The sequence below is a fragment of the Nocardia flavorosea genome, assembly GCF_015477805.1.
GTDB classification, from domain to species: Bacteria; Actinomycetota; Actinomycetes; order Mycobacteriales; family Mycobacteriaceae; genus Nocardia; species Nocardia flavorosea_A.
The window spans coordinates 552,533-573,482 of the sequence record NZ_JADLQL010000001.1 but is presented as its reverse complement, the minus strand read 5'-3'; the positions used below and the strand labels follow the sequence as shown (position 1 = coordinate 573,482).

The window sequence follows — 20,950 nt, the reverse complement described above, 5'->3', positions numbered from 1 at the left end:
GCGGGGCAGCACAGCCGGCAACGCGGTTCAGCGCAGTGTCCGTCCGCACCCGTTGCCGGCGACACTGCATTGTCCGGCCGCGATCAGCAGGGAACGCACTACTTTGCCGCATGCCGCGTGTTCGACAGCTTCGCTCGAATCCCTTCGAAACCCGGACAACGGGTTGTTATCCGGGGCAAGCCGGCAGAAGCCGGGCGGATGGCAGCGAAGGTGTCCCGGCTGTGGATCCCGCCGACTCAGTTCTCCCGGCGTCGGCGCCGGTAACGTACCGTGCACGGCTGCTGCAACTGCACCACCATCTTCGAGTGATCGTTGCGGTAGCTTTCCGAGGGCTGCGCCATCTCGAATTCCCAGTCCCGCAGCAGTACCGAGAAAATGGCCTTCAGCTGCATCAGCGCGAACGCGGCGCCCACGCAGCGGTGCCGGCCCGCGCCGAACGGGATCCAGGTCCAGCGGTTGACGAGATCTTCCTGGTTGGGGTCGATATAGCGGCCGGGGTCGAAACTGTCCGGGTTCGGGAAATCTTCCGGCAGCCGGTTGGAGATCGCGGGCGTGGCCGCGACATGGTCGCCTTCGGCGATGGTGTGCCCGCACACCTCGAATTCCCCCTGCGCCACCCGCATCAGGATGATCAGCGGCGGATGCAGCCGCAGCGTTTCCTTCAGCACGGCCTCCAACTGTGGAATCTGGCGCAGCGCGTGGAAACTCACCTCCTGGCCGTCGGCATAGAGTTCGTCGAGTTCCTTCACGACCCCCGACAGCACCTCCGGATGGCGCAGCAGTTCGATCACCGACCAGGCGGCGGTACCGGAGGTGGTGTGGTGGCCGGCGAACATCATCGAGATGAAGATGCCGGTGACCTCGCTGGCGCTGAAATGCGGGGTGCCGTCTTCTTTCTTCACCGACACCAGCACGTCGAGCAGATCGCGGTCCTCTTTGTCGGCGGGCGGGTTCGCGATCCGGTTGTTCATGATCTCCTGGACCAGCTCGACCAGTTTCGCCCGGGATTCGTCGCGGATCCGGAAACTTTCGATCGGCATATAGGGGTCCACGTAGGCCAGGGCGTCGGTCCCGCGTTCCAGGTTGTGGTACAGGTGCGCGAACCGGCTGTCGAGTTCCTCGCGGAACTTCGTGCCGATAAGGCAGGCCGAGGAGGTGTAGATCGTGAGTTCGGCGAAGAAATCGAGCAGGTCGATTTCGCCCTCGTCGCCCCAGTTCGCCAGCATCCGGGCGACTTCGCGTTCGATGGTGGCGGCGTGGCCGCGCATCTGGTCGCCGCGCAGCGCGGAGTTGTGCAGCATCTCCTTGCGCCGTTCCGGGCTGGCGTCGAAGACCACGCCCTCACCGAAGATCGGTTTCATGAACGGGTAGGCGGCGGCCTGGTCGAGGTCTTCGTCGGCGGCGCGGAAGAAGAATTCGTTCGCCTCGGCTCCCGTGAGCAGGATGACGTGGCGGCCGGCGAGTTCGAACTGGCCGACATCACCGCATTCTTCACGCACCCGGCGCATCAGCGCGATCGGGTCGGTGCGGAACTCTTCCAGATGGCCGTGTTCGTGTTCGCCTCCGGACACCCGCGGCGGTTTCACCGAAGTCATGTGGAAATCCTTCCCCAGATTACTGTCCAGGATCTATGGTAGACACCTGTCCAGACAGTACTACGGACCGTTTCGTATACGCAACGCGTACGCGTTGCGCCTAATCGGCGGCGGTGATTCGCGGACTTGCGCGACAGTAGGGTGGCATACTGCTCGGACACCTGTACGGATAAGTGTTCGGCCGTAGCTTGTCGCCGGCCCGGGAAACGAAAGCAGGTCCATGAGCGGTCAGCAAACCCTGTGGGGCCGCGGCGCCGTGGTCGTCGGCGCCACCAGCGGTATCGGTCACGCCGTCGCCCACGCCCTGGCCCGGCACGGTGCCGGCGTGGTGGTGAACGGCCGGGACGAAGCGGCGGTCGAACGCACCGTCGGCTCGCTCGCCCTCGGCGGGCAGCGCGCGGTCGGCGTCGCGGGCAGTGCTGCCGAGGAATCCGTCGCGACCGAACTCGTCGACACCTGCGTGCGCACGTTCGGCACCATCGACGTCCTGGTCAACTGCGCCGGAATCGCCGAGCCCGCCGAATCCTCGATCCTGAACGTCACCACCCGCGACTGGCGCGCCCTGCTCGACTCCCACCTCACCACCACCTTCAACACCTGCCGCGCCGCCGCCCCGAAAATGGTGGCGCAACGCCGCGGCAGCATCATCAACACCAGCTCGTTCGCCTATCTCGGCGATTACGGCGGCACCGGTTACGCGGCCGGCAAAGGTGCCGTCAACAGCCTCACTCTCGCCATTGCGGCCGAACTCGCCGAACACGAGGTCCGCGCCAATGTCGTCTGCCCCGGGGCGAAAACGCGACTTTCCAGCGGGTTCGCCTACGAGGCCAAGATCATGGAGCTGTATCGCCGGGGCATGCTCGACGAAATGAGCAAGGACGCCGCCCTCGACGCCCCACCCGCCGAATATGCCGCCCAGCTCTACCTGTACCTGGCCGGCGCGCAAGCCCGCGATATCACCGGGCAGATCTTCGTAGCCGCCGGCGGGTTCCTCGGCCGATACGACCGGCCCACTCCCAGCATTCTCGGCTTCCGCGACCACAACGACACCCCGCCGTGGACCACCGAAGAGCTGCACCACATGATCGCCGGCAGCCGCGACCGGGCCGGTCGGGCATGAACGACCCAGGACCGGATGCGGCCGACCGCGACCGCGAGGCGCCCGCGGTCGCCCCGGAGGAAAACCGCTCAGCCGAATTCCCCGAACTCGGCTGCTACGGGCTCGCCGGGCCCGCCACCGACCCGCACGCCCTGCTCGAAGAAGCCCGTGCCGCCGAAGAGCTGAGCCTGGGCACCCTTTTCCTGTCGGAACGTTTCAACACCAAGGAAGCATTCACCCTCGCCGCCGCCGCGGGCGCGGTCACCACCGGCTTGCGGATCTGCACCGCCGCCACCAACCACAACACCCGCCACCCACTGGTCACCGCCGCCGGCGCGGTCACCCTGCACCGCCTGACCCGCGGCCGCTACAGCCTCGGCCTGGGCCGCGGTTTCGACGCCCTGTTCGACGCGATCGGCCTACCCCGCATCACCTCTGCGCAGATCCGCGACGCCGTCGATATCTATCGTCGCCTCTGGCGCGGCGAAACCGTTCTCGGCCACGACGGACCCGCCGGGCGCTATCCACTGCTACAGCTGGACCCCGCCTACGAGGAGAACATCCCGGTCACCCTCACCGCGATCGGTCCTGCCACACTCCGGCTCGCCGGGGAGATCGCCGATTCCGTCGTTCTGCACACCTTCTTCACCGACGAGACCACCGCCCACGCGGTGCACACCATCCGTACTGCCGCCGAAGCCGCCGGTCGCGACCCCGCCGCTGTCCGGATCTGGTCCGTTCTGGCCGTCGTGGACGAATCCCAGGGAGAATCCGCCCGGCTGCGTAAACTCGCCGGCCGTCTCGGTACCTACCTGCAGGGCTACGGCGAGATCCTCGTCCGGGTCAACGGCTGGGATCAGCGAGTACTCGACGGTTTCCGCGCTCACCCGCTGGTCACCGGGGCAGGCGGGGCGCTGGACGCGGTCGCCGACCCGGAAACCCTCGCCGCGATCGAGGAACTGCTCCCGGCCGAGTGGCTCGCGGCCTCGGCTACCGGCACCGCCGCGGACTGCGCCGACCGGATCGCCGACCAGTTCCGGGCCGGCGCCGACGGCGTGATCCTGCACGGCAACACCCCGTCCGAACTGGCCCCGGTGCTCGCCGCGTGGCGGGAACACCGCCGGAACGGGGGAGCTGCCGGGCGAACCGATCCCCGGAGAAGTGACCGATGACGATCCCCACCACCGTCGCCGAACTCACGCCCGAATGGCTCGGCACGGCGCTCCGCGGCCACGTCGACGGCGTTGTCGCCGAAGCGGTCGGCACCGGCCAGATCGGGTCGGTGTACCGGCTGCGGCTCACCGGAGACTCTGTTCCAGAGCAGCTACTGGCCAAACTTCCGGCCGCGGACCCGGGGACCCGGGCGATGCTCGCCGGCGCCTACCGGCAGGAGGTCCGGTTCTACACCGAGATCGCCGCTACGGTGGCGGTCCGCACACCGCACTGCTACTACGCCGGCATACGGGGCGACGGCAGCGAATTCGTGCTGCTGCTCGAAGACCTCGCACCCGCCCGCCAGGGCGACCAGATCGCGGGATGTCCGGTGACACACGCCCACTGTGCTGTCGCGAACCTCGCCGGCCTGCACGCGCCGCGCTGGTGCGACCAAACCCTGCTGGACGTTCCGGGGTTCAGCCGCAACGGGCCCGCGGAAGCCGAGACGCTCGGCGAGCTGTACGGTCCCACCACCGATCTCTTCTTCGGCCGCCTCGGTGATCGCCTCACACCCGAAGACTGCGATACCGTGCGCGCCTGCGGTGCGGTCATCGCCGACTGGCTGCTTGCCCGGCCCGAACGGTTCGGCCTGGTCCACGGCGACTACCGCCTGGACAACCTGCTGTTCGGCACGGGTGAGCCGGCGGTGGTGACCGCGGTCGACTGGCAGACCGTCAACCTCGGGCTGCCGGCCCGCGACCTCGCCTACTTCGTCACCACCGGTCTCGATCCCGAAATCCGGCGAGCCGAAGAAGACGATCTCATCGCCACCTATCATCGGCGGCTGCTCGAACTCGGAGTGACCGGCTATTCGCTCGACGATTGCCGCCAGGACTATCGATTCGCGACCCTGCAGGGTCCGCTGGTCGCGGTATTCGGCGCAGCCTACGGCGCCCCGACCGAACGGGGCGACGCCATGTTCGCCACCATGATCCGCCGTAGCTGCGCCGCGATCCGCGAACTGGACTCGCTCACCGCGCACCCGGCACCGGTGCGCACCGCTCACTCCGGCACCGGCGCAACGTCGGATCATCGGTAGTGCCGAGGGCTCGGCGACACTGACAGTGTTCCTTGCGATCCTGCTGCCGTTCGGTGGCGGGATCGTCCAGCTGCCGGCGGACGGCGAGGATACTGATCTGGACATTCTCCAGATGTTCGGCATGCTTCGCGTTCTGATTTTCGAACCGGCGGTGCTCGCGCCGGTGACTCTGTGGACGATGGCGCGGGGCGATGTCGACGTTCGCCGGCCCGTCCGGTCCGGCACCCAGATGCGGGACGGCGGAGCGCACTCTGCGCGTTGCCCTGCCGTGAGTAGGGTCGTGTGCCCGGTACGCGCTGGAATAACCCCGCCGGCCCCTGGGTTGAGGTAGATGCAAATGCATAGAACCTACGTCGGGAGTGACATCAATGCAGTTCGGAATCTTTTCGGTCAGCGATATCACGCGTGACCCCGTCACCGGCGTGACCCCCAGCGAGGCCGAACGAATCGACGCGATCGTGCAGATCGCGAAGAAAGCAGAGGAAGTGGGTCTCGATGTCTTCGCCATCGGCGAGCATCACAATCCACCGTTCTTCTCGTCCTCGCCGACGACGCTGCTGGCCCATATCGCCGCCCTCACCGAGCGTCTGATCGTCACCACGGCGACCACGCTGATCACCACCAACGACCCGGTGAAGATCGCCGAGGACTACGCGATGCTGCAGCATCTGTCCGGGGGGCGCATGGACCTCATGCTCGGACGCGGTAACACCGGACCCGTCTACCCCTGGTTCGGCAAGGACATCCGGGCCGGTCTGCCGCTGGCTCTGGAGAACTACAATCTGCTGCACCGGCTGTGGCGCGAAGACGTGGTGGACTGGGAAGGCAAGTACCGGACCCCGCTTCAGGGTTTCACCGCGACCCCGCGGCCCCTCGACGGTGTGCCGCCGTTCGTCTGGCACGGTTCCATCCGCACCCCGGAGATCGCCGAACAGGCCGCCTACTACGGCAACGGATTCTTCGCCAACCACATTTTCTGGCCGACCGCGCATTCGCTGCAGCTCATCGAGTTCTACCGGCAGCGATTCGAGCACTACGGCCACGGCACCAAGAAGCAGGCGATCGTCGGTCTCGGTGGACAGGCCTATATCGCGAAGAAATCCCAGGACGCGTGGAACGAATTCCGGCCCTACTTCAACGAGGCGCCCGTCTACGGTCACGGCCCCTCCCTGGAGGATTTCGCCGAGATGACCCCGCTGTCGGTGGGCAGCCCGCAGGAGATCATCGACAAAACCCTCACCTTCCACGACACCTTCGGCGACTACCAGCGCCAGCTCTGGTTGATGGACCACGCCGGCCTACCGCTGAAAACGGTGCTGAACCAGCTCGACCTGCTCGGCGCGGAAGTTGTTCCGGTGCTGCGCAAGGAATTGGAATCGCGCCGCGACCCCGAATCGGCCCCCGCCCCGACGCACCGGGCACGGGTCACCGCCGAATACGGCGACACCCCGCCCCGGCAGGCCCGGCCGGGTGCAAACCAGGGCGACAACCTCGCGGGCGCCAGCCCGTACCTGGATGCCCCGGCATGAGCGGGTCAGGCCCGGAGGAGGCAGCGGAGCGTGACCACGTAGGGCCCCCGCTCGTGCCCGATGGACACAGCATGAGCGGGTCAGGCCCGGAGGAGGCAGCGGAGCGTGCGGACGTGTCCCGGACCAGCAGCCGGCTCGCCAACGACGCGTGGGAGTCCTTGCTCACCGCGCATGCCGCGCTGATGAAACAGTTCGCCGCCGAGGACGTGTGGCACGGGCTGACCATGCGCGAATACGACGTCCTCTACACGCTGTCGAAATGCCCGGAGCCGATCCGGCCCGCCGAACTGAACCGGCATGTGCTGCTCACCCAGCCGGCGCTTTCCCGGATGGTGGACCGGCTCGTCGAACGCGGTTTCGTGCAGCGCACCCGGGACCCGCACGACGGCCGCGGGGTGCGGCTCTCGCTCACCGACGCGGGCCGGACCAGGCAACGCCGGGTGGGGGGCCGGCACGCGGTCGGCGTCGCCCGGGTGCTGACAGGCGCCCTCACCGACGACGAACTGCACGCCCTCGAAGAGATCTGCGGGAAACTCGCCGACACCGCGAACAGGAGACAGTCATGAAATCGAACGGACAGGCCCGCGACCCGTATCGGCTGGTCGTGGTCAGTGGCGGCACCAGCAACCCGTCTTCGACCCGGATGCTCGCCGACCGGATCGCCGCCCGCGTCGGCGCCGTGGCCGCCCGCCGCGATGCGCGGGTGACCGTTACCGTGATCGACCTGCGGGAGCTGGCCACCGAGATCACCACCGCCCTGGTCTCACAGTTGACGGGCCCGAAAATGACGGCGGCGATAGATAGCCTGGCCGCCGCCGACGGACTGGTCGTGGCGGCCCCCGTCTACAAGGCCGCCCCGAGCGGTCTGCTCACCTCCTTCTTCCATGTCCTCGACAATGACCTGCTCATCGCCAAACCGGTGATCCTCGCGGCGACCGCGGGCACATCCCGGCATGCTCTGGTCGTGGACGAGCAGATGCGTGCGCTGTTCGCCTTCCTGCGCACCATGACCGTGCCCACCTCGCTGTTCGCCGCCGCCGAGGACTGGAACGACACCGACCTGAACAAACGGATCGACCGGGCCGCGCTGGAACTGGTGCTGCTCATGGAAAGCGAATTCGCGCATCGGGTGAAGGCCGAATCCTGGGACAGCTACCAGCACTCCTTCGGCAGTGCGGGCGGCAGCGAAGTGGGTATCGATCTCGATACCGATCTCATGCGCCTGGCGACCGGCGGAGCGGGATGACCTCAGCGCACCGGCCCGGGCCGACTGGTGGAGGGCCGACTTCCCGGCGGCGGGGCGGGCGCGGCCGCACGTGTTAGTTTGCTGCCGTGGCCGCACCCATCGACACCATCGACCAGGTCACCCGGTATCTGGATCTGGCAGGTGTGCTGGCGTGCGCGATGCTGGGCGGCGCGGTCTCCCGTAGCGAGGGACTCGATCTCTTCGGGTTTCTCGTCGTCGGTATCGTCTCCGGGCTCGGCGGCGGCATCATCCGCGATACCCTGCTGCAACAGGGCCCACCGGTCGCGCTCACCGACTACGCCTATCTGCCCACCGCGGTGCTGGGCACGCTGATTTCCTTCGTCATCCATCTCAGCGAACCCGCGTGGGACAGGCTGTTCACCGCTCTCGATGCCGCCGTTATCGGTTTCTGGGCGGTCACCGGCGCGCAGAAGACACTGGCCGCCGGACTCGGCTGGCTGCCCGCGGTGCTGCTCGGTATCACCACCGCCGTGGGCGGCGGCGCCACTCGCGATGTGCTGTTGCGCCGGGTGCCGGCCGTATTCGGCGGTAACGGCCTCTACGCGACCGTTGCCGCCGTCGTCGCCGGCACGATGGTCGTCTGCACCTATCTCGGCGCACCCGCGCTGGGTATCGTCCTGGGAATCACCTGTTCTCTCGTGCTGCGACTGGCCGCCGTCCGATTCGGCTGGGGCCTGCCCAACGGGTTGGATTGGCAGCCACACACCCGTTTGGCACAAGCTTTCCGCGGCGCCCGGCCGCCACGCCGCCGTCGGCGCGTGCGCCGCGCCGACGGGGAGGATTGACCGTCGCGGCCCTCGCGTGGCTGTCCGCTCCGCCACCGGGCTGACGGAACCGGCCGGCCGAGGCTGGGCAACCGGCGCCGGCTGTGGCACGATTTCTCGCGTGACCAGCAAACCCGCCGCCGATCCGCGGTTGCGCGATCTCGCCCTGCTGCGGCGGGTCCGTGACCGGATGGACCGCGAGTTCGCACAACCGCTCGACGTCGCCGCACTCGCCCGCGGCGTGAATATGTCGGCCGGCCACCTCAGCCGGCAATTCCGCCTCGCCTACGGTGAATCGCCCTACGGCTATCTGATGACCCGGCGGATCGAACGGGCCAAGGCGCTGCTGCGCCGCGGCGATATGACCGTCACCGAGATCTGCTTCGCGGTGGGCTGCTCCTCACTGGGCACGTTCAGCACCCGCTTCACCGAACTGGTCGGAGTTCCGCCGAGCGTCTACCGGCAGCAGGAGTCCGCCGAAGCGGCGGGGATGCCGAGCTGTGTCGCCAGACAGGTGACGAGACCGATCAGGAATCGAGAAGCACCGGTCACCGCGGCGCGGCTAGCGTCTTCGTCATGAACCTCACCATCCACTCCAGCTATCTCCCGCACGACGACCCGGATGCGGCGCTGGCCTTCTACCGGGATCTCCTCGGCTTCGAGGTGCGCAAGGACGTCGGCTACGAAGGGCTGCGGTGGCTCACCGTGGGCCCCGCCGATCAGCCCGGCATCTCCATCGTGCTCACCCCGCCGGCCGTGGATCCCGGGATCACCGACGACGAACGCCGCGTCATCGGCGAGATGATGGCCAAAGGCACCTACGCCGGGATCAACCTCGCCGCCGCGGATCTCGACGCCACCTTCGACCGGCTCCAGGCCGGTGATGTCGAAATCGTCCAGGAACCCACCGATCAGCCGTACGGTATCCGCGACTGCGCTGTCCGCGATCCCGCCGGGAACATGATCCGCATCCAGCAGGCCGGCTGAGCGACCCGGAGCAGGCGTCCACACCGCGTGGTAGCGCCGGCCGTGAACTATTCGATACCCGAGCGGATAGCCGCCGGACGCACGACGGTCCGGCGGCCCGTCTCACGGGTACGCCGGGCCGTTTCCGGACCCCCCGGGGAAGCGGCCCGAAATCGCGGTCCGGTGCAACGGAATCTGACGCCTCGTTCTGGTTTGATCGACCGGACGACGGCGGCGGGGTCGCGCGGGCGGCCCGAAAAACCGAGGGAGACCAGGAGAGCAGATGAGTATGGCCACGAAGACCGGCAGACAGATATCCGAGCCGCATCTCGCCGACACCCACGATCTGATCCGCGTGTACGGCGCGCGGGAGAACAACCTCAAAGATGTCAGTGTCGAAATCCCGAAGCGCCGGTTGACCGTGTTCACCGGTGTCTCCGGGTCGGGGAAGAGCTCACTGGTCTTCAGCACCATCGCCGCCGAATCGCAGCGGCTGATCAACGAGACCTACAGCGCGTTCATCCAGGGTTTCATGCCCAATCAGGCCCGCCCCGATGTCGACGTCCTCGATGGGCTCACCACCGCCATCATCGTCGACCAGGAGCGCATGGGTTCCGATCCCCGCTCCACCGTCGGTACCGCCACCGACGCCAACGCCATGCTGCGGATCCTGTTCAGCCGGCTCGGCACCCCGCATATCGGCTCACCGCAGGCGTTCTCCTTCAATGTCGCCTCGATCAGCGGCGCCGGCGCGGTCACCGTGGAGAAGGGCGGGCAGACCGTGCGCGAGCGCCGCAGCTTCAGTATCACCGGTGGTATGTGCCCACGTTGCGAGGGCCGCGGCTCGGTCTCCGATTTCGACCTCACCGCCCTCTACGACGAGAACTTGTCGCTGAACGAGGGCGCCCTCACCATCCCCGGTTACAGCATGGACGGCTGGTACGGCCGGATCTTCCGCGGGTGCGGATTCTTCGACCCGGACAAGCCGATCAAGAAGTTCACCAAGAAACAGCTCAACGATCTGCTGTACAAAGAGCCCACGAAGGTCAAGGTCGAGGGTGTCAACGTCACCTATGAGGGCCTGATTCCGCGAATCCAGAAATCCTTCCTGTCCAAGGACCGGGAAGCGATGCAGCCGCATATCCGCGCGTTCGTCGACAAGGCGATCACCTTCGACACCTGTCCCGACTGTGCCGGGACCCGGCTCAGCGCCGAGGCCCGGTCGTCGAAGATCGCAGGCATCAGCATCGCCGACGCCTGCGCGATGCAGATCAGCGATCTCGCCGCCTGGGTACGCGAGCTGAACGAACCGTCGGTGGCGCCGCTGCTCACCGCGCTCGGGCAGACCCTCGACTCGTTCGTCGAGATCGGGCTCGGCTACCTGTCGCTGGAACGCCCCGCGGGCACCCTGTCCGGCGGTGAAGCGCAACGGACGAAGATGATCCGGCATCTCGGGTCCTCGCTCACCGATGTCACCTACGTGTTCGACGAACCCACCATCGGCCTGCACCCGCACGATATCCAGCGGATGAACGAACTGCTGCTGCAGCTGCGCGACAAGGGCAACACCGTGCTCGTCGTGGAGCACAAACCCGAAGTGATGGCCATCGCCGATCACATCATCGATCTCGGGCCCCGCGCCGGTACCGAGGGCGGGCAGGTCATGTTCGAGGGCTCCATCGAGGGCCTGCGCGGCAGCGACACCATCACCGGCCGCCACCTCGACGACCGCGCCGCGCTCAAACCGTCGGTCCGCACCTCGAGTGGTGCGCTCGAGGTCCGCGGCGCCGATACGCACAACCTGAAGAACGTCGACGTCGATATCCCGCTCGGCGTGCTGGTCGTTCTCACCGGTGTCGCCGGGTCCGGCAAGAGCTCGCTGATCGATTGCGCGGTGGCCCGCCACGACGATGTCGCCATGGTGGACCAAACCCCCATCAAGGGGTCGCGGCGCAGCAATCCGGCCACCTACACCGGCCTGCTCGATCCGATCCGCAAAGCCTTCGCGAAAGCCAACGGGGTGAAACCGGCCCTGTTCAGCTCGAACTCCGAAGGCGCCTGTCCGGCCTGCAACGGCGCCGGGGTCATCTACACCGATCTCGGGGTCATGGCCACGGTCGAATCGCCGTGCGAGGAATGCGAAGGCCGGCGATTCCAGGCGCAGGTTCTGGAATACACCTTCGGCGGTCGCAATATCGCGGAGGTTTTCGAGATGTCGGTCGCCGAAGCCGAGGAGTTCTTCGGCGGCGGTGCCGCCCGTATCCCCGCGGCCCACAAGATCCTCGAGCGCCTGGTGGACGTCGGCCTGGGCTATATCAAGGTCGGGCAACCGCTCACCACGCTGTCCGGCGGTGAACGGCAGCGGCTGAAGCTGGCGACCCGGATGGGTGAGAAGGGCGGAATCTACGTCCTGGACGAACCGACCACCGGTCTGCACCTCGCCGATGTCGAGAACCTGCTCGGCCTGCTGGACCGGCTCGTGGACTCGGGTAAATCGGTGCTCGTCATCGAACACCACCAGGCGGTGATGGCGCACGCCGACTGGATCATCGACCTCGGTCCCGGCGCCGGGCACGACGGCGGCCGGATCGTTTTCGAGGGCACCCCCGCCGATCTGGTCGCCGCACGGTCCACTCTCACCGGTGAACATCTGGCAGCCTACGTCGGCAGCTGACCGAGCAGGAGATAGCGAGACCACCCGGTCACCGGCCGGCGCGACCCGCTGGCCGGTGACCGGGTTGCCCGGCCTGCTCGGTCAGCGGGTGAAAGTGCCGAAGCCTTCGGAGTCGTAGAACTCCAGCCACAGGCGGTCGTCGTCGAACCGTGCCTGCGATATCGTTCCCGGGTTCGCGGCTTCGCCGGTGGGGGTGAAGACGAAAGTATCGCCGTCCCAGTGCCGCAGCGGTACGGTCACCTTTCCCGGGCCCAGGGTCAGCAGTAACCGGTCACCGTCCGCGACGACCTGCGCGGGGCCGAAATAATCGTTACCGTATATCCCCGCATATTCGGCCGGTGGCCCGGCCGGCGCGGGATTCGGCGGTGGTCGCTCACCCACCAGCTCACCGGTGGGGCCCTCGATTTCCGCGAACGCTTCCTGGTACAGCCCCCACCAGTCCTCGCGCACCTCACCGAACTGCACGAGATCGGCGAATTCGGCGTTCAACGTCTCCGGTACCCCGATCGGCGCGGCATTCGTCAGCGTCACGATCCCCACATTCGCCGACGGGATCAACGTGAACGCCGTCGCCGCGCCCGCGTTGAAAGCCCCGGAATGGCTCAGCACCACCCGGCCGGCCGCCGAGGTGCCGACATTGAATCCGTACCCGTACGAACCGGCCCGCGCATCCGGTGTCGCCGGCGGCGCCGAGACGATCTGCGGTGATACCGCGGGCAGTAGCGCGTCCGGGGCCACCACCTCCCGGCCTTCGTAGGATCCGTTCCCCAAGACCATTGTCATCCAGCGCGCCATATCCACCACCGATGAGCTGGCGCCGCCCGCCGGCGATTGCGCGTCCGGCCGGCGCGGCGGTTCGGTGCGCCGGTAGTCCTCGCCCACGCGGGTGTGCCCCACCGCGCGGTTCGCGGCGGCCGCGAAATCGGCGTAGCGGGAGCTGGTGGCCGTCATGCCCAGCGGCTCGTAGATCGCGCGTTCCGACAGGTCGGCCCAGTCCGTGTGCGCGGCCTCGGCGACCGCGGTGGCCGCCGCTGTCAACCCGAAATTCGTGTACTCGTAGGCGGCCCGGAACGGTTCCAGCGGGAGCAGCGGTAACCGTTGCAGCACCTGTGCCCGGTCGAATCCGAGGTCTTCCAGCTTGTCTCCGGCGTGGTCGGGCAGCCCGGACCGGTGTGCGTACAGGTCACCGACGGTCGCGTGATCGCCGATATAGGGATCGTTCAGCGTGAACCACGGCGCGAGCTGCCGCAGCGGTGTATCCCATTCGAGTGGCCCGGCGGCGACTTCGCGGGCCACCACGGTCGCTCCGATCGGTTTCGATACCGAGGCGAGCTGGAACACGGTATCGGGTTCCACCTGCTGTTCGGTGCCGACCTCGCGGATCCCGAACCCTTCCTGATACACGACCTTTCCGTCGGCGACGATGGCGACAGCCATGCCCGGGATACCGGTTTCGCGCAGCAATTCCTGCGCGCGCTGGTCCACCCGGTCGACGATATGTTCCACCCTCCCGTCGGGGATGACGATCCCGGGTGCGCGGGCGGGCTGCGCGACGGTCGCGCTCGTGGTGGTCGTGGCACCGGGCACCGGTTCCTCGATCCCGCACCCGGTGCCCGCCGCGGCGACGATCGTCACCGCGGCCCCGAGAATGGTCAACCGACGTCTGTGCACAGCTGCCTCCGGGAGGTTGTCGCCGACACTAGCCCAGCTGTCCGAGCCTATCGCTGCCGGTGTTCACCGCCGGACAGCGCGGCCCGCATGGCCTGGTTCGATCGTGACCCGGCAGGCCCGCCCGCGGCACTGAGCAGTGAAATGGGCCGCTCCCGTGAGTCCACGGCTTGCTCGGCCACCGGGGTGCGGTTCCGGCGTTCCCGGTGGTCGAAGCGTGGAATTGGGTGGCGTCCCGGCCGATATCCGACCCCGGGACGGCCCGGCGGACCGACCCGCCGCCACGGCACGATGGGCTGGTGTCGCCCTTCGGCGCGGTGGTGAAAGCCCACGCGAAACGGCCACCAGGCCAGAGCCTGCACCGGGCCCGGCCCAGGGCGGGTGAGTCGGACCCGGCCCGCGCCGCGACACGATGGAGCGGAGCCGCGCCGCTACGGGGCCGCGTCTGTTGCTTCGGGAGTTGTGCCGCTCAACCGGCGTGCGGCAGCGCGGACGAGAGCTCCCACGTGTGCGTATTCGCCGGGCGTGAGCCGGGTATCGGGTGCGCTCACCACGATCGCCGCCTGGGGTGCGCCGGTGATATCGAAGATCGCCGCGCCGATACTGGTCGAACCGTGCTGGACCGCGCCTTCGCACAGCGACCAGCCGCGCGTCCGGATCCGGTCGTATTCCGCTGCGGACAGCAGCGCTTCGGCCGTTTCGGCGCGTTCGGCGCGTTCGGTGGGGGGCAGGTGCGCGAAGATCGCGCGCCCGGCGGCGCTGGTTTCCGGCGGATGGACCTGGCCGATCGGCAGGGCGGTGCGCACTGTGTGGGTGCCGTCCGCGACGGTCGCGACCACGAGTTGCCCGCCGTCGAGGAGTGCGAGGTGGCTGGTTTCGCCGGTCGTATCGCGCAGGGCGGCCAGCACGGGACGGGCGCGGACGAGTAGCGAGGAGGTGCTGTGGGCCTGTCCCGCCATCGTGACGATTTTCGCCGAGAGTTCCCATCGCGGCGGGGACTCGGGAAGCGGCCGGATCCAGCCGGCTTCGTGGAGAGTCGCGAGGACGCGCTGCATGGCGCTCTTGTCTTCGCCGAGGGCCCGGCACAACTCGGTCAGTCCGACCGGCTGGGCCGCGGCAATCGCTTCGACGACGTGTAGGCCGCGCAGCAGGCCGCTCAACGTCTTGACCGGAATATGGATCACCCCTACCTTGGTATCAACAGGAGATACCAAGGTATCGCATAGCGATACTAGATTCAAGGTGTGGGCCGTCCCCGTGGCGCACCCGCTGTGTGGAGGAGAACCCGTGGCAGCACCGCAGCAGGCACTCGACCCCGAATTGTTCGACCCGGAACCCGAACCGGCGGCCGTCCGCTACACCGTGATCTCGGTGGACGACCATGTGGTCGAACCACCCCATCTCTTCGAGACCTGGATGCCGGCCGCCCTGCGCGATCGCGGTCCACGGATCCGCGAGACCGCGGACGGTGCACAGGTCTGGGAGTTCGAGGGCAAGACCTACTCGCAGGTCGGGATGAACGCGGTGGCCGGACGGCGTTCGGAATCGGTGAAGTACGAACCGTTCCGGTTCGAGCAGATGCGCCCCGGCTGCTACGACATCCATGCCCGGGTGCGGGATATGGATCTCGGCGGAATCTGGGCGATGCTCAATTTTCCGTCCCAGATCACCGGCTTCTGCGGCCGGGTGTTCGCCTTCGCCGCCGATCGCGAGGTCGGCAAGGCCGCGGTGCGGGCCTGGAACGACTGGATCTACAACGAGTGGTATCTGGCGTATCCGTCCCGCGTGATTCCTGGTGGTATCACCTATCTGGGCGATCCGGTCGAGGCCGTCGCCGAGATCGAGCGCAACGCGGCTCGCGGATTCACCTCGGTCACACTTCCCGAACGTCCGCACGCGATCGGGCTGCCGTCGCTGTGGGAGCGCGACTATTGGGATCCGATCATCCGGGCCTGCGTCGAGACCGACACCGTAATCTCGTTGCACGTGGGCAGTTCGGGAATGTACGCCTACCCGCAGGGCGCGCCCGGACTCCAACTCGGCGCCACGATGTTCGGCCAGTTGTCGCTCGGGGCGTGCAGCGAATGGCTGTGGTCGGGATACCCGAAGGACAACCCGACCCTGAAAATCGCGATGAGCGAAGGCGGTATCGGCTGGGTGCCGATGCTGATCGACCGGCTGGACAACATCATCGACCGCTCCGGGTACGGCCTGGGCTGGGACGAACGCCCGGCGGATATCCTGCGCCGCAACTTCTGGTTCTGCACCCTCGACGATCCGTCCACGATCGCCTTGCGCGAGGTGATCGGCGTCGATCACATCATGCTCGAAACCGACTATCCGCACGGTGACGGCACCTGGCCGCATACGCAGGACGTGATCGAACGGTACTGGGCCGGTATCCCTGCACCCGAACTCCGCAAGATGTGCAGCGAGAACGCGGCGCGGCTCTACCGTCATCCGCTGCCCGATACCGTGCTGCCGCGGGATTGAGGAGGATCGGATGGGTTTCCGGCCGACCGCCGACCGGCTCCTGCCGGACCTGGCTCCCGCCGAGGAGATCGTGCTGCTGGCGCGGGCCCTGTGGCGCGCGGGGTATCGCGACCATCTGGCGGGTCATATCACCCGCAATATGGGTGACGGCACACTGCTGTGCAATCCGTGGCTGCTGACCTGGCCGGAGTTCGGGCCCGGCGATGTGCTCCGCATCGACCTGGACGGGACCCTGCTCGAAGGGGAGTGGCCGGTGCCGCTGGGTATCCCGCTGCATCTCGCCCTGCACCGCGCGCGCCCGGATGTGCAGTTCGTGGTGCACAACCATCCCGAGTTCGGGACTATCTGGAGCGATCTGGCGGAGGTGCCGCCGGCCTACGATCAGAGTTCGAGTCTCGGCGGCGGGGAGCTGGTGCTGGTCGACGAGTACGCCGGTGCGGTGAACAGTGCGCAGGCCGCCACCGCGGCGATCGCCGCGGTGGGCGATGCCGATCTGGCCCTGCTCGGCGGTCACGGTGTGCTCGTCATCGGTAGTACGGCGCGGGCGGTGTATCTGCGGGCGGTGGCGCTGGAGCAGCGGGCCAGGAATGCGTGGATGGTGCGGGTCGCGGGTGGGCCGGAGAAGTCCGCGTTGCCCGATTGGTGGCTCGATCGGCAACGCCGCGGCGACGGGAACGGGTTTCACGGATTCTGGGAGGCGGCGGTCCGGGCCGAGTTGCGCGACGATCCGGAACTGGAACGGCAGATCCGGTCGCTGGGTGGCTGATCAGCCGAGCTTCCGGCCCGTCTCTTTCCGATCGGCGGAAACATTCGAGAACCAGTTACCAAACAAGTGCTTGGTTGGATAGAATGCTGTTTCAGCAGTCCTTATCGATCGAGAGGGCAGCACCTTCGTATTTCGGTCAAGGAGGACTCATATGGGCAATCCGGTCATCGTCGACGCCGCGCGCTCACCGATCGGCCGCCGCGGCGGCTGGCTGTCCGAACTGCACGCCGCCGAACTGCTCGGGGCGGTACAGAAAGGCATACTCGACCGGCTGGGGCTGGACCCCGCACTGATCGAACAGGTGGTCGGCGGTTGCGTCACCCAAGCCGGTGAACAGTCGTCGAACATCACCCGGACGGCATGGCTGCACTCCGGGCTACCGGAACGCACCGGCGCCACCACGATCGACGCACAATGCGGCTCCGGTCAGCAGTCGGTGAACATCGTGGCGGCCCAGATCGCCGCCGGGGTGATCGACGCGGGGATGGCCTGCGGAGTCGAGGCGATGTCGCGGGTACCGCTGCTGTCGAATATCCCCGACAATGTCGGCCGCCCCCGGCCCGCCGACTGGTCGCTGGATCTGCCCACCCAGTTCGTCGGCGCCGACCGTATCGCGCGCCGCCGCGGTTTCACCCGCGCCGACCTCGACGAATTCGGTTTGCGTTCGCAGCAGCGCGCCGCGACGGCGTGGCAGGAGGGCCGATTCGACCGGCAGATCATTCCCGTCGAGGTACCGGGTCGCGACGGCGCCGCGCCCGGCACCGTCTCCCGCGACCAGGGACTGCGGGACACCTCCCTGGCGGCATTGGCCGCCCTCGCGCCCGTGCTGGAAGACGGCCTGCACACCGCCGGGACGGCCTCGCAGATCTCCGACGGTGCGGCGGCCGCCGTTCTCATGGACGAGGACCTCGCGCGTTCGCTCGGGTTGCGGCCCCGCGCCCGCATCGTCCGGCAGTGCCTGCTCGGCAGTGAGGTGCCCTACCTGCTCGACGGCCCGGTCCTGGCGATCGAGCATCTGCTGGACCGCACCGGGATGTCGCTCGCCGATATCGACATATTCGAGGTCAACGAGGCGTTCGCGGCGGTCGCCCTGTCCGCGGCCCGCACCCACGGTATCGACGAGGACCGGCTGAACGTCAACGGCGGGGCGATCGCGCTGGGACATCCGGTGGGGTCCTCAGGGGTCCGGCTGGTCGGTGCGGCAATCGACGAACTCGAACGCCGCGACGGCGAGCACGCGCTCGTCGCCGTCTGCGCCGGCGGAGCGATGGTTTCCGGTGCCATCATCGAAAGGGTCTGAACGATGCAGCTCACCGGGTTCGAGGGCAAGGTGGCGGTGGTCACCGGAGCCGGCCGGATGCGGTCCATCGGCCGGGAGACAGCGCTGGCGCTGGCCCGCGCCGGTTGCGATGTCGTCGTCACGGGCACCGGGCGCACTCCGGATCGCTACACCGGCGAGGAACGTGCCGCCGGCTGGCGCGATATCGATTCGGTCGTGGCCGAGATCCGCGAACTGGGGCGGCGCGCCGATGCGGTGGTCTGCGATATCGCCGATGAACCCGCGGTGGACGCCCTGGTACGTAAGGTGACCGACGACTACGGGCGGGTCGATATCGTCGTGAACAATGCCGCCGCGGCGCGCGCCGGGGACCGGGTTCCGGTCCTCGAGCTGCCCACCGAGTCCTGGGATGCGGTGCTGCGGGTCAACCTGCGGGGCACCTTCCTGGTGAGCCGCGCCTTCGCCCGCGCCATGGTCGCGCGCGCGGACGGCGCGGGCGGCAGTATCGTCAACATCTCGTCGATCGCCGGGAAACTGGGCGGCGCGAACACCGCCGCCTACGCCGCGTCCAAGGCCGGTGTGCAGGCCCTGACCTCGTCGATGGCGAAAGAACTGGGTCCCGCCGGGATCCGCGTGAACGCCATCTGCCCCGGGGTGACCGGGACCAGCCGGCTCGACGATCTGCCGGCGGAGGCGTGGCGCAGCTACGTCGAAGCCAATCTGCCACTGCAGCGGGTCGGGGACGCGCGCGAGGTCGCCTGGACGGTGGTATTTCTCGCCAGCGAACAGGCCGGCTGGGTCACCGGCCAGTCCTGGAACGTCGACGGGGGCCAGTTGACCGTCCGCTGACCGATCCGCCGTAGTACGTTCACCGCCCCGCGTGCGGTTTCCAGGAAAGGGATCTTGCCCATGTCCGATCGTTCGACGACACCCGACCCCCGCGCGGCCGTCACGGCCCGCCTCACCGCGCCCGGCGCCGCCCTCGAGATCACTTGCGAGCCGGTCCGCGGGATTCCCATGCCGGTGTTCCGCAATCGCAGGCATACGCTGCCGGAGTTGCTGCTCGAATCGGCCCGCTACGGCGACAGCGAATACCTCATCTGCGGTGACACCCGGTGGAGCTTCGCCGAACATCTGGACCGGGTGGCATCGCTGAGCCATGCGCTGCGCACCACCCACGGGATAGGCAAGGGTGACCGGGTAGCGATCCTCGCCGCCAACTGTGCCGAATGGATTCTCACGTTCTGGGCGACGACCTCACTCGGCGCCATCGCCGTGGGAATGAACTCGATGTGGTCCGCGCGCGAAATCGCCTACGGTATGCAGCATTGCACGCCGGCGCTCGTCGTGGCCGACGCATCGCGCCGGGACCTGCTCGGCGCGGTCGAGGCGCCGGTGCTGTCGATCGAATCGGATATTTCGCGACTGGCCACGGACACGCCGGGAAAACTCTTGCCCACCACCGAGATCGACGAGGACGATCCGGCGGTCATCCTCTACACCAGCGGCACCACCGGCCGCCCCAAGGGCGCCGTGCATTCCCATCGGAACATGATCGCCGCGGTCGACTTCTACCGGTTGAACGAAGCCGTCGCCGCCGAACTGGGCAGCGCCCCGGGCACGCGACGGTTCCTGCTGGCCACTCCGCTGTTCCATATCGCGGCGCTGCACAATCTCGCCGTCCCCCGGCTCGCGCTCGGCGATACCGCGGTCATCCACACCGGCCGCTTCGATATCGACCGCGTACTGCGGCTCATCGAGACCGAACGGGTAACCAACTGGGGTGCGGTGCCGACCATGCTGCACCGTCTCCTGGAACACGGCGACCTGTCGGGATACGACCTGTCCTCGCTGCGCACGATCTCGGTGAACAGCGCGCCCTCCTCCGCATCGTTCAAGAAACGGCTGCGGGAGGCCCTTCCGGTCGCCGGACGGTCGCTGGGAACCAGCTACGGCCTCACCGAATCCTCTACGGCGGCGACCTTCGCGACCGCCGCCGACCTGCAGGAACGTCCCGACACCGTCGGAACCCCGGTGCCGACGATGAATGTGCAGATCCGCGACGAACACGGTGAACCGGTGTCCGACGGGACCGAAGGCGAGATCTGCCTGCGCGGTCCGCTGGTGATGCTCGGCTACTGGAACAACCCGGAGGCCACCGCCGCCGCGATCGCCGCGGACGGCTGGATGCGCACCGGCGATCTGGGCACGATGAACGACGGCTACCTGTGGGTGAGCAGCCGCCGATCCGATCTCATCCTGCGCGGCGGGGAGAACGTCTACCCGATCGAGGTCGAGAACGCGCTGAGCGAGCATCCCGCGGTACGGGAATGCGCGGTGCTCGGCGTCGCGCACGCGGACCTCGGCCAGGAGGTGTGCGCGGTGGTGGTCACCGCGGATACCGATCCGGTGGGCGCCGAAGAGCTGAGCGCGTTCGTCACCGAGCGGATCGCCCGCTACAAGGTGCCCACACGGTGGGAAATCACCACCGAACCGCTGCCCCGTAACGCCACCGGGAAGGTGAAACGACTCGAGGTGGTCCGGGCCTACGCGGGCACCGGCGGCTGAAGGAGCTCGGCCGGGGGCTGCTCGAGCG

At 67.9% G+C, this 20,950-nt stretch carries 18 protein-coding genes; 15 read left to right on the top strand and 3 right to left on the bottom strand.

Annotation, left to right across the window (positions count from 1 at the left end; translation table 11 throughout):
* Positions 1–236: 236 nt before the first annotated feature.
* Positions 237–1,595, bottom strand: a complete 1,359-nt coding sequence (locus IU448_RS02640) for a cytochrome P450 (RefSeq protein WP_195053868.1) — start codon at positions 1,593–1,595, stop codon at positions 237–239.
* A 220-nt stretch (positions 1,596–1,815) separates the two neighbouring features.
* Between IU448_RS02640 and IU448_RS02635 the strand changes: the two genes are divergently transcribed.
* The 10 genes from IU448_RS02635 (at position 1,816) to IU448_RS02590 (ending at position 12,148) form a co-directional block, all read left to right on the top strand.
* Positions 1,816–2,715 (top strand): SDR family NAD(P)-dependent oxidoreductase, encoded by a 900-nt coding sequence (locus IU448_RS02635; protein ID WP_195053867.1) that lies wholly within the window; start codon positions 1,816–1,818, stop codon positions 2,713–2,715.
* On the top strand, positions 2,712–3,866 hold the full coding sequence (locus IU448_RS02630; RefSeq protein ID WP_195053866.1) for a TIGR03857 family LLM class F420-dependent oxidoreductase: 1,155 nt from the start codon (positions 2,712–2,714) through the stop codon (positions 3,864–3,866). Before IU448_RS02635 ends, IU448_RS02630 begins: the two co-directional genes overlap by 4 nt.
* Positions 3,863–4,948: a phosphotransferase gene (locus tag IU448_RS02625; RefSeq protein WP_195053865.1), complete on the top strand. Its 1,086-nt coding sequence runs from the start codon at positions 3,863–3,865 to the stop codon at positions 4,946–4,948. The genes IU448_RS02630 and IU448_RS02625 overlap by 4 nt, the downstream gene beginning before the upstream one ends.
* A 368-nt stretch (positions 4,949–5,316) precedes the next feature.
* Entirely contained in the window at positions 5,317–6,477 is a 1,161-nt protein-coding gene (locus IU448_RS02620) for an LLM class flavin-dependent oxidoreductase (RefSeq protein WP_195053864.1), read from the top strand.
* A gap of 71 nt (positions 6,478–6,548) precedes the next feature.
* A complete protein-coding gene (locus tag IU448_RS02615) occupies positions 6,549–7,043 on the top strand; it encodes a MarR family winged helix-turn-helix transcriptional regulator (RefSeq protein ID WP_195053863.1) in 495 nt (164 codons plus the stop codon).
* The gene (locus IU448_RS02610; protein ID WP_195053862.1) at positions 7,040–7,723 is read left to right on the top strand and encodes a CE1759 family FMN reductase; all 684 of its coding nucleotides are present in this window, start codon (positions 7,040–7,042) and stop codon (positions 7,721–7,723) included. Before IU448_RS02615 ends, IU448_RS02610 begins: the two co-directional genes overlap by 4 nt.
* Positions 7,724–7,809: 86 nt before the next feature.
* Positions 7,810–8,529 carry a trimeric intracellular cation channel family protein gene (locus IU448_RS02605; protein ID WP_324188487.1) on the top strand — a complete coding sequence of 240 codons (720 nt, stop codon included), beginning with the start codon at positions 7,810–7,812 and terminating at the stop codon, positions 8,527–8,529.
* A gap of 169 nt (positions 8,530–8,698) precedes the next feature.
* Positions 8,699–9,088 carry a helix-turn-helix transcriptional regulator gene (locus tag IU448_RS02600; protein ID WP_228812169.1) on the top strand — a complete coding sequence of 130 codons (390 nt, stop codon included), beginning with the start codon at positions 8,699–8,701 and terminating at the stop codon, positions 9,086–9,088.
* The gene (locus tag IU448_RS02595; RefSeq protein WP_195053860.1) at positions 9,085–9,495 is read left to right on the top strand and encodes a VOC family protein; all 411 of its coding nucleotides are present in this window, start codon (positions 9,085–9,087) and stop codon (positions 9,493–9,495) included. The genes IU448_RS02600 and IU448_RS02595 overlap by 4 nt, the downstream gene beginning before the upstream one ends.
* A 262-nt stretch (positions 9,496–9,757) precedes the next feature.
* The gene (locus IU448_RS02590; RefSeq protein WP_195053859.1) at positions 9,758–12,148 is read left to right on the top strand and encodes an ATP-binding cassette domain-containing protein; all 2,391 of its coding nucleotides are present in this window, start codon (positions 9,758–9,760) and stop codon (positions 12,146–12,148) included.
* Positions 12,149–12,229: 81 nt separating this feature from the next.
* On the opposite strand, the gene IU448_RS02585 is transcribed toward IU448_RS02590, so the two are convergent.
* Both IU448_RS02585 and IU448_RS02580 read right to left on the bottom strand, forming a co-directional pair.
* Positions 12,230–13,804 carry a serine hydrolase gene (locus IU448_RS02585; protein WP_228811999.1) on the bottom strand — a complete coding sequence of 525 codons (1,575 nt, stop codon included), beginning with the start codon at positions 13,802–13,804 and terminating at the stop codon, positions 12,230–12,232.
* A gap of 443 nt (positions 13,805–14,247) precedes the next feature.
* On the bottom strand, positions 14,248–15,000 hold the full coding sequence (locus IU448_RS02580; protein ID WP_195053857.1) for an IclR family transcriptional regulator: 753 nt from the start codon (positions 14,998–15,000) through the stop codon (positions 14,248–14,250).
* Positions 15,001–15,103: 103 nt separating this feature from the next.
* On the opposite strand from IU448_RS02580, the gene IU448_RS02575 reads away from it, so the two are divergent.
* The 5 genes from IU448_RS02575 to IU448_RS02555 all read left to right on the top strand — a co-directional run bounded on the left by IU448_RS02575 (position 15,104) and on the right by IU448_RS02555 (position 20,922).
* On the top strand, positions 15,104–16,309 hold the full coding sequence (locus IU448_RS02575) for an amidohydrolase family protein (RefSeq protein ID WP_195053856.1): 1,206 nt from the start codon (positions 15,104–15,106) through the stop codon (positions 16,307–16,309).
* Positions 16,310–16,319: 10 nt separating this feature from the next.
* The gene (locus tag IU448_RS02570; RefSeq protein ID WP_195053855.1) at positions 16,320–17,075 is read left to right on the top strand and encodes a class II aldolase/adducin family protein; all 756 of its coding nucleotides are present in this window, start codon (positions 16,320–16,322) and stop codon (positions 17,073–17,075) included.
* Positions 17,076–17,226: 151 nt separating this feature from the next.
* Positions 17,227–18,375, top strand: a complete 1,149-nt coding sequence (locus tag IU448_RS02565) for a steroid 3-ketoacyl-CoA thiolase (protein WP_195053854.1) — start codon at positions 17,227–17,229, stop codon at positions 18,373–18,375.
* Positions 18,376–18,378: 3 nt separating this feature from the next.
* A complete protein-coding gene (locus IU448_RS02560) occupies positions 18,379–19,203 on the top strand; it encodes an SDR family NAD(P)-dependent oxidoreductase (RefSeq protein WP_195053853.1) in 825 nt (274 codons plus the stop codon).
* 60 nt (positions 19,204–19,263) lie between these two features.
* Positions 19,264–20,922, top strand: a complete 1,659-nt coding sequence (locus tag IU448_RS02555) for a class I adenylate-forming enzyme family protein (RefSeq protein WP_195053852.1) — start codon at positions 19,264–19,266, stop codon at positions 20,920–20,922.
* The last annotated feature ends 28 nt before the right edge of the window (positions 20,923–20,950 follow it).

Excerpts from the sequence above, each read along its gene's own strand:
- IU448_RS02600 (WP_228812169.1), top strand. The coding sequence starts at position 8,699 with ATGGACCGCGAGTTCGCACAACCGCTCGACGTCGCCGCACTCGCCCGC.
- IU448_RS02630 (WP_195053866.1), top strand. The coding sequence starts at position 2,712 with ATGAACGACCCAGGACCGGATGCGGCCGACCGCGACCGCGAGGCGCCC.
- IU448_RS02565 (WP_195053854.1), top strand. The coding sequence starts at position 17,227 with ATGGGCAATCCGGTCATCGTCGACGCCGCGCGCTCACCGATCGGCCGC.
- IU448_RS02595 (WP_195053860.1), top strand. The coding sequence starts at position 9,085 with ATGAACCTCACCATCCACTCCAGCTATCTCCCGCACGACGACCCGGAT.
- IU448_RS02615 (WP_195053863.1), top strand. The coding sequence starts at position 6,549 with ATGAGCGGGTCAGGCCCGGAGGAGGCAGCGGAGCGTGCGGACGTGTCC.
- IU448_RS02620 (WP_195053864.1), top strand. The coding sequence starts at position 5,317 with ATGCAGTTCGGAATCTTTTCGGTCAGCGATATCACGCGTGACCCCGTC.
- IU448_RS02570 (WP_195053855.1), top strand. The coding sequence starts at position 16,320 with ATGGGTTTCCGGCCGACCGCCGACCGGCTCCTGCCGGACCTGGCTCCC.
- IU448_RS02590 (WP_195053859.1), top strand. The coding sequence starts at position 9,758 with ATGAGTATGGCCACGAAGACCGGCAGACAGATATCCGAGCCGCATCTC.
- IU448_RS02640 (WP_195053868.1), bottom strand. The coding sequence starts at position 1,595 with ATGACTTCGGTGAAACCGCCGCGGGTGTCCGGAGGCGAACACGAACAC.
- IU448_RS02635 (WP_195053867.1), top strand. The coding sequence starts at position 1,816 with ATGAGCGGTCAGCAAACCCTGTGGGGCCGCGGCGCCGTGGTCGTCGGC.
- IU448_RS02625 (WP_195053865.1), top strand. The coding sequence starts at position 3,863 with ATGACGATCCCCACCACCGTCGCCGAACTCACGCCCGAATGGCTCGGC.
- IU448_RS02560 (WP_195053853.1), top strand. The coding sequence starts at position 18,379 with ATGCAGCTCACCGGGTTCGAGGGCAAGGTGGCGGTGGTCACCGGAGCC.
- IU448_RS02555 (WP_195053852.1), top strand. The coding sequence starts at position 19,264 with ATGTCCGATCGTTCGACGACACCCGACCCCCGCGCGGCCGTCACGGCC.
- IU448_RS02610 (WP_195053862.1), top strand. The coding sequence starts at position 7,040 with ATGAAATCGAACGGACAGGCCCGCGACCCGTATCGGCTGGTCGTGGTC.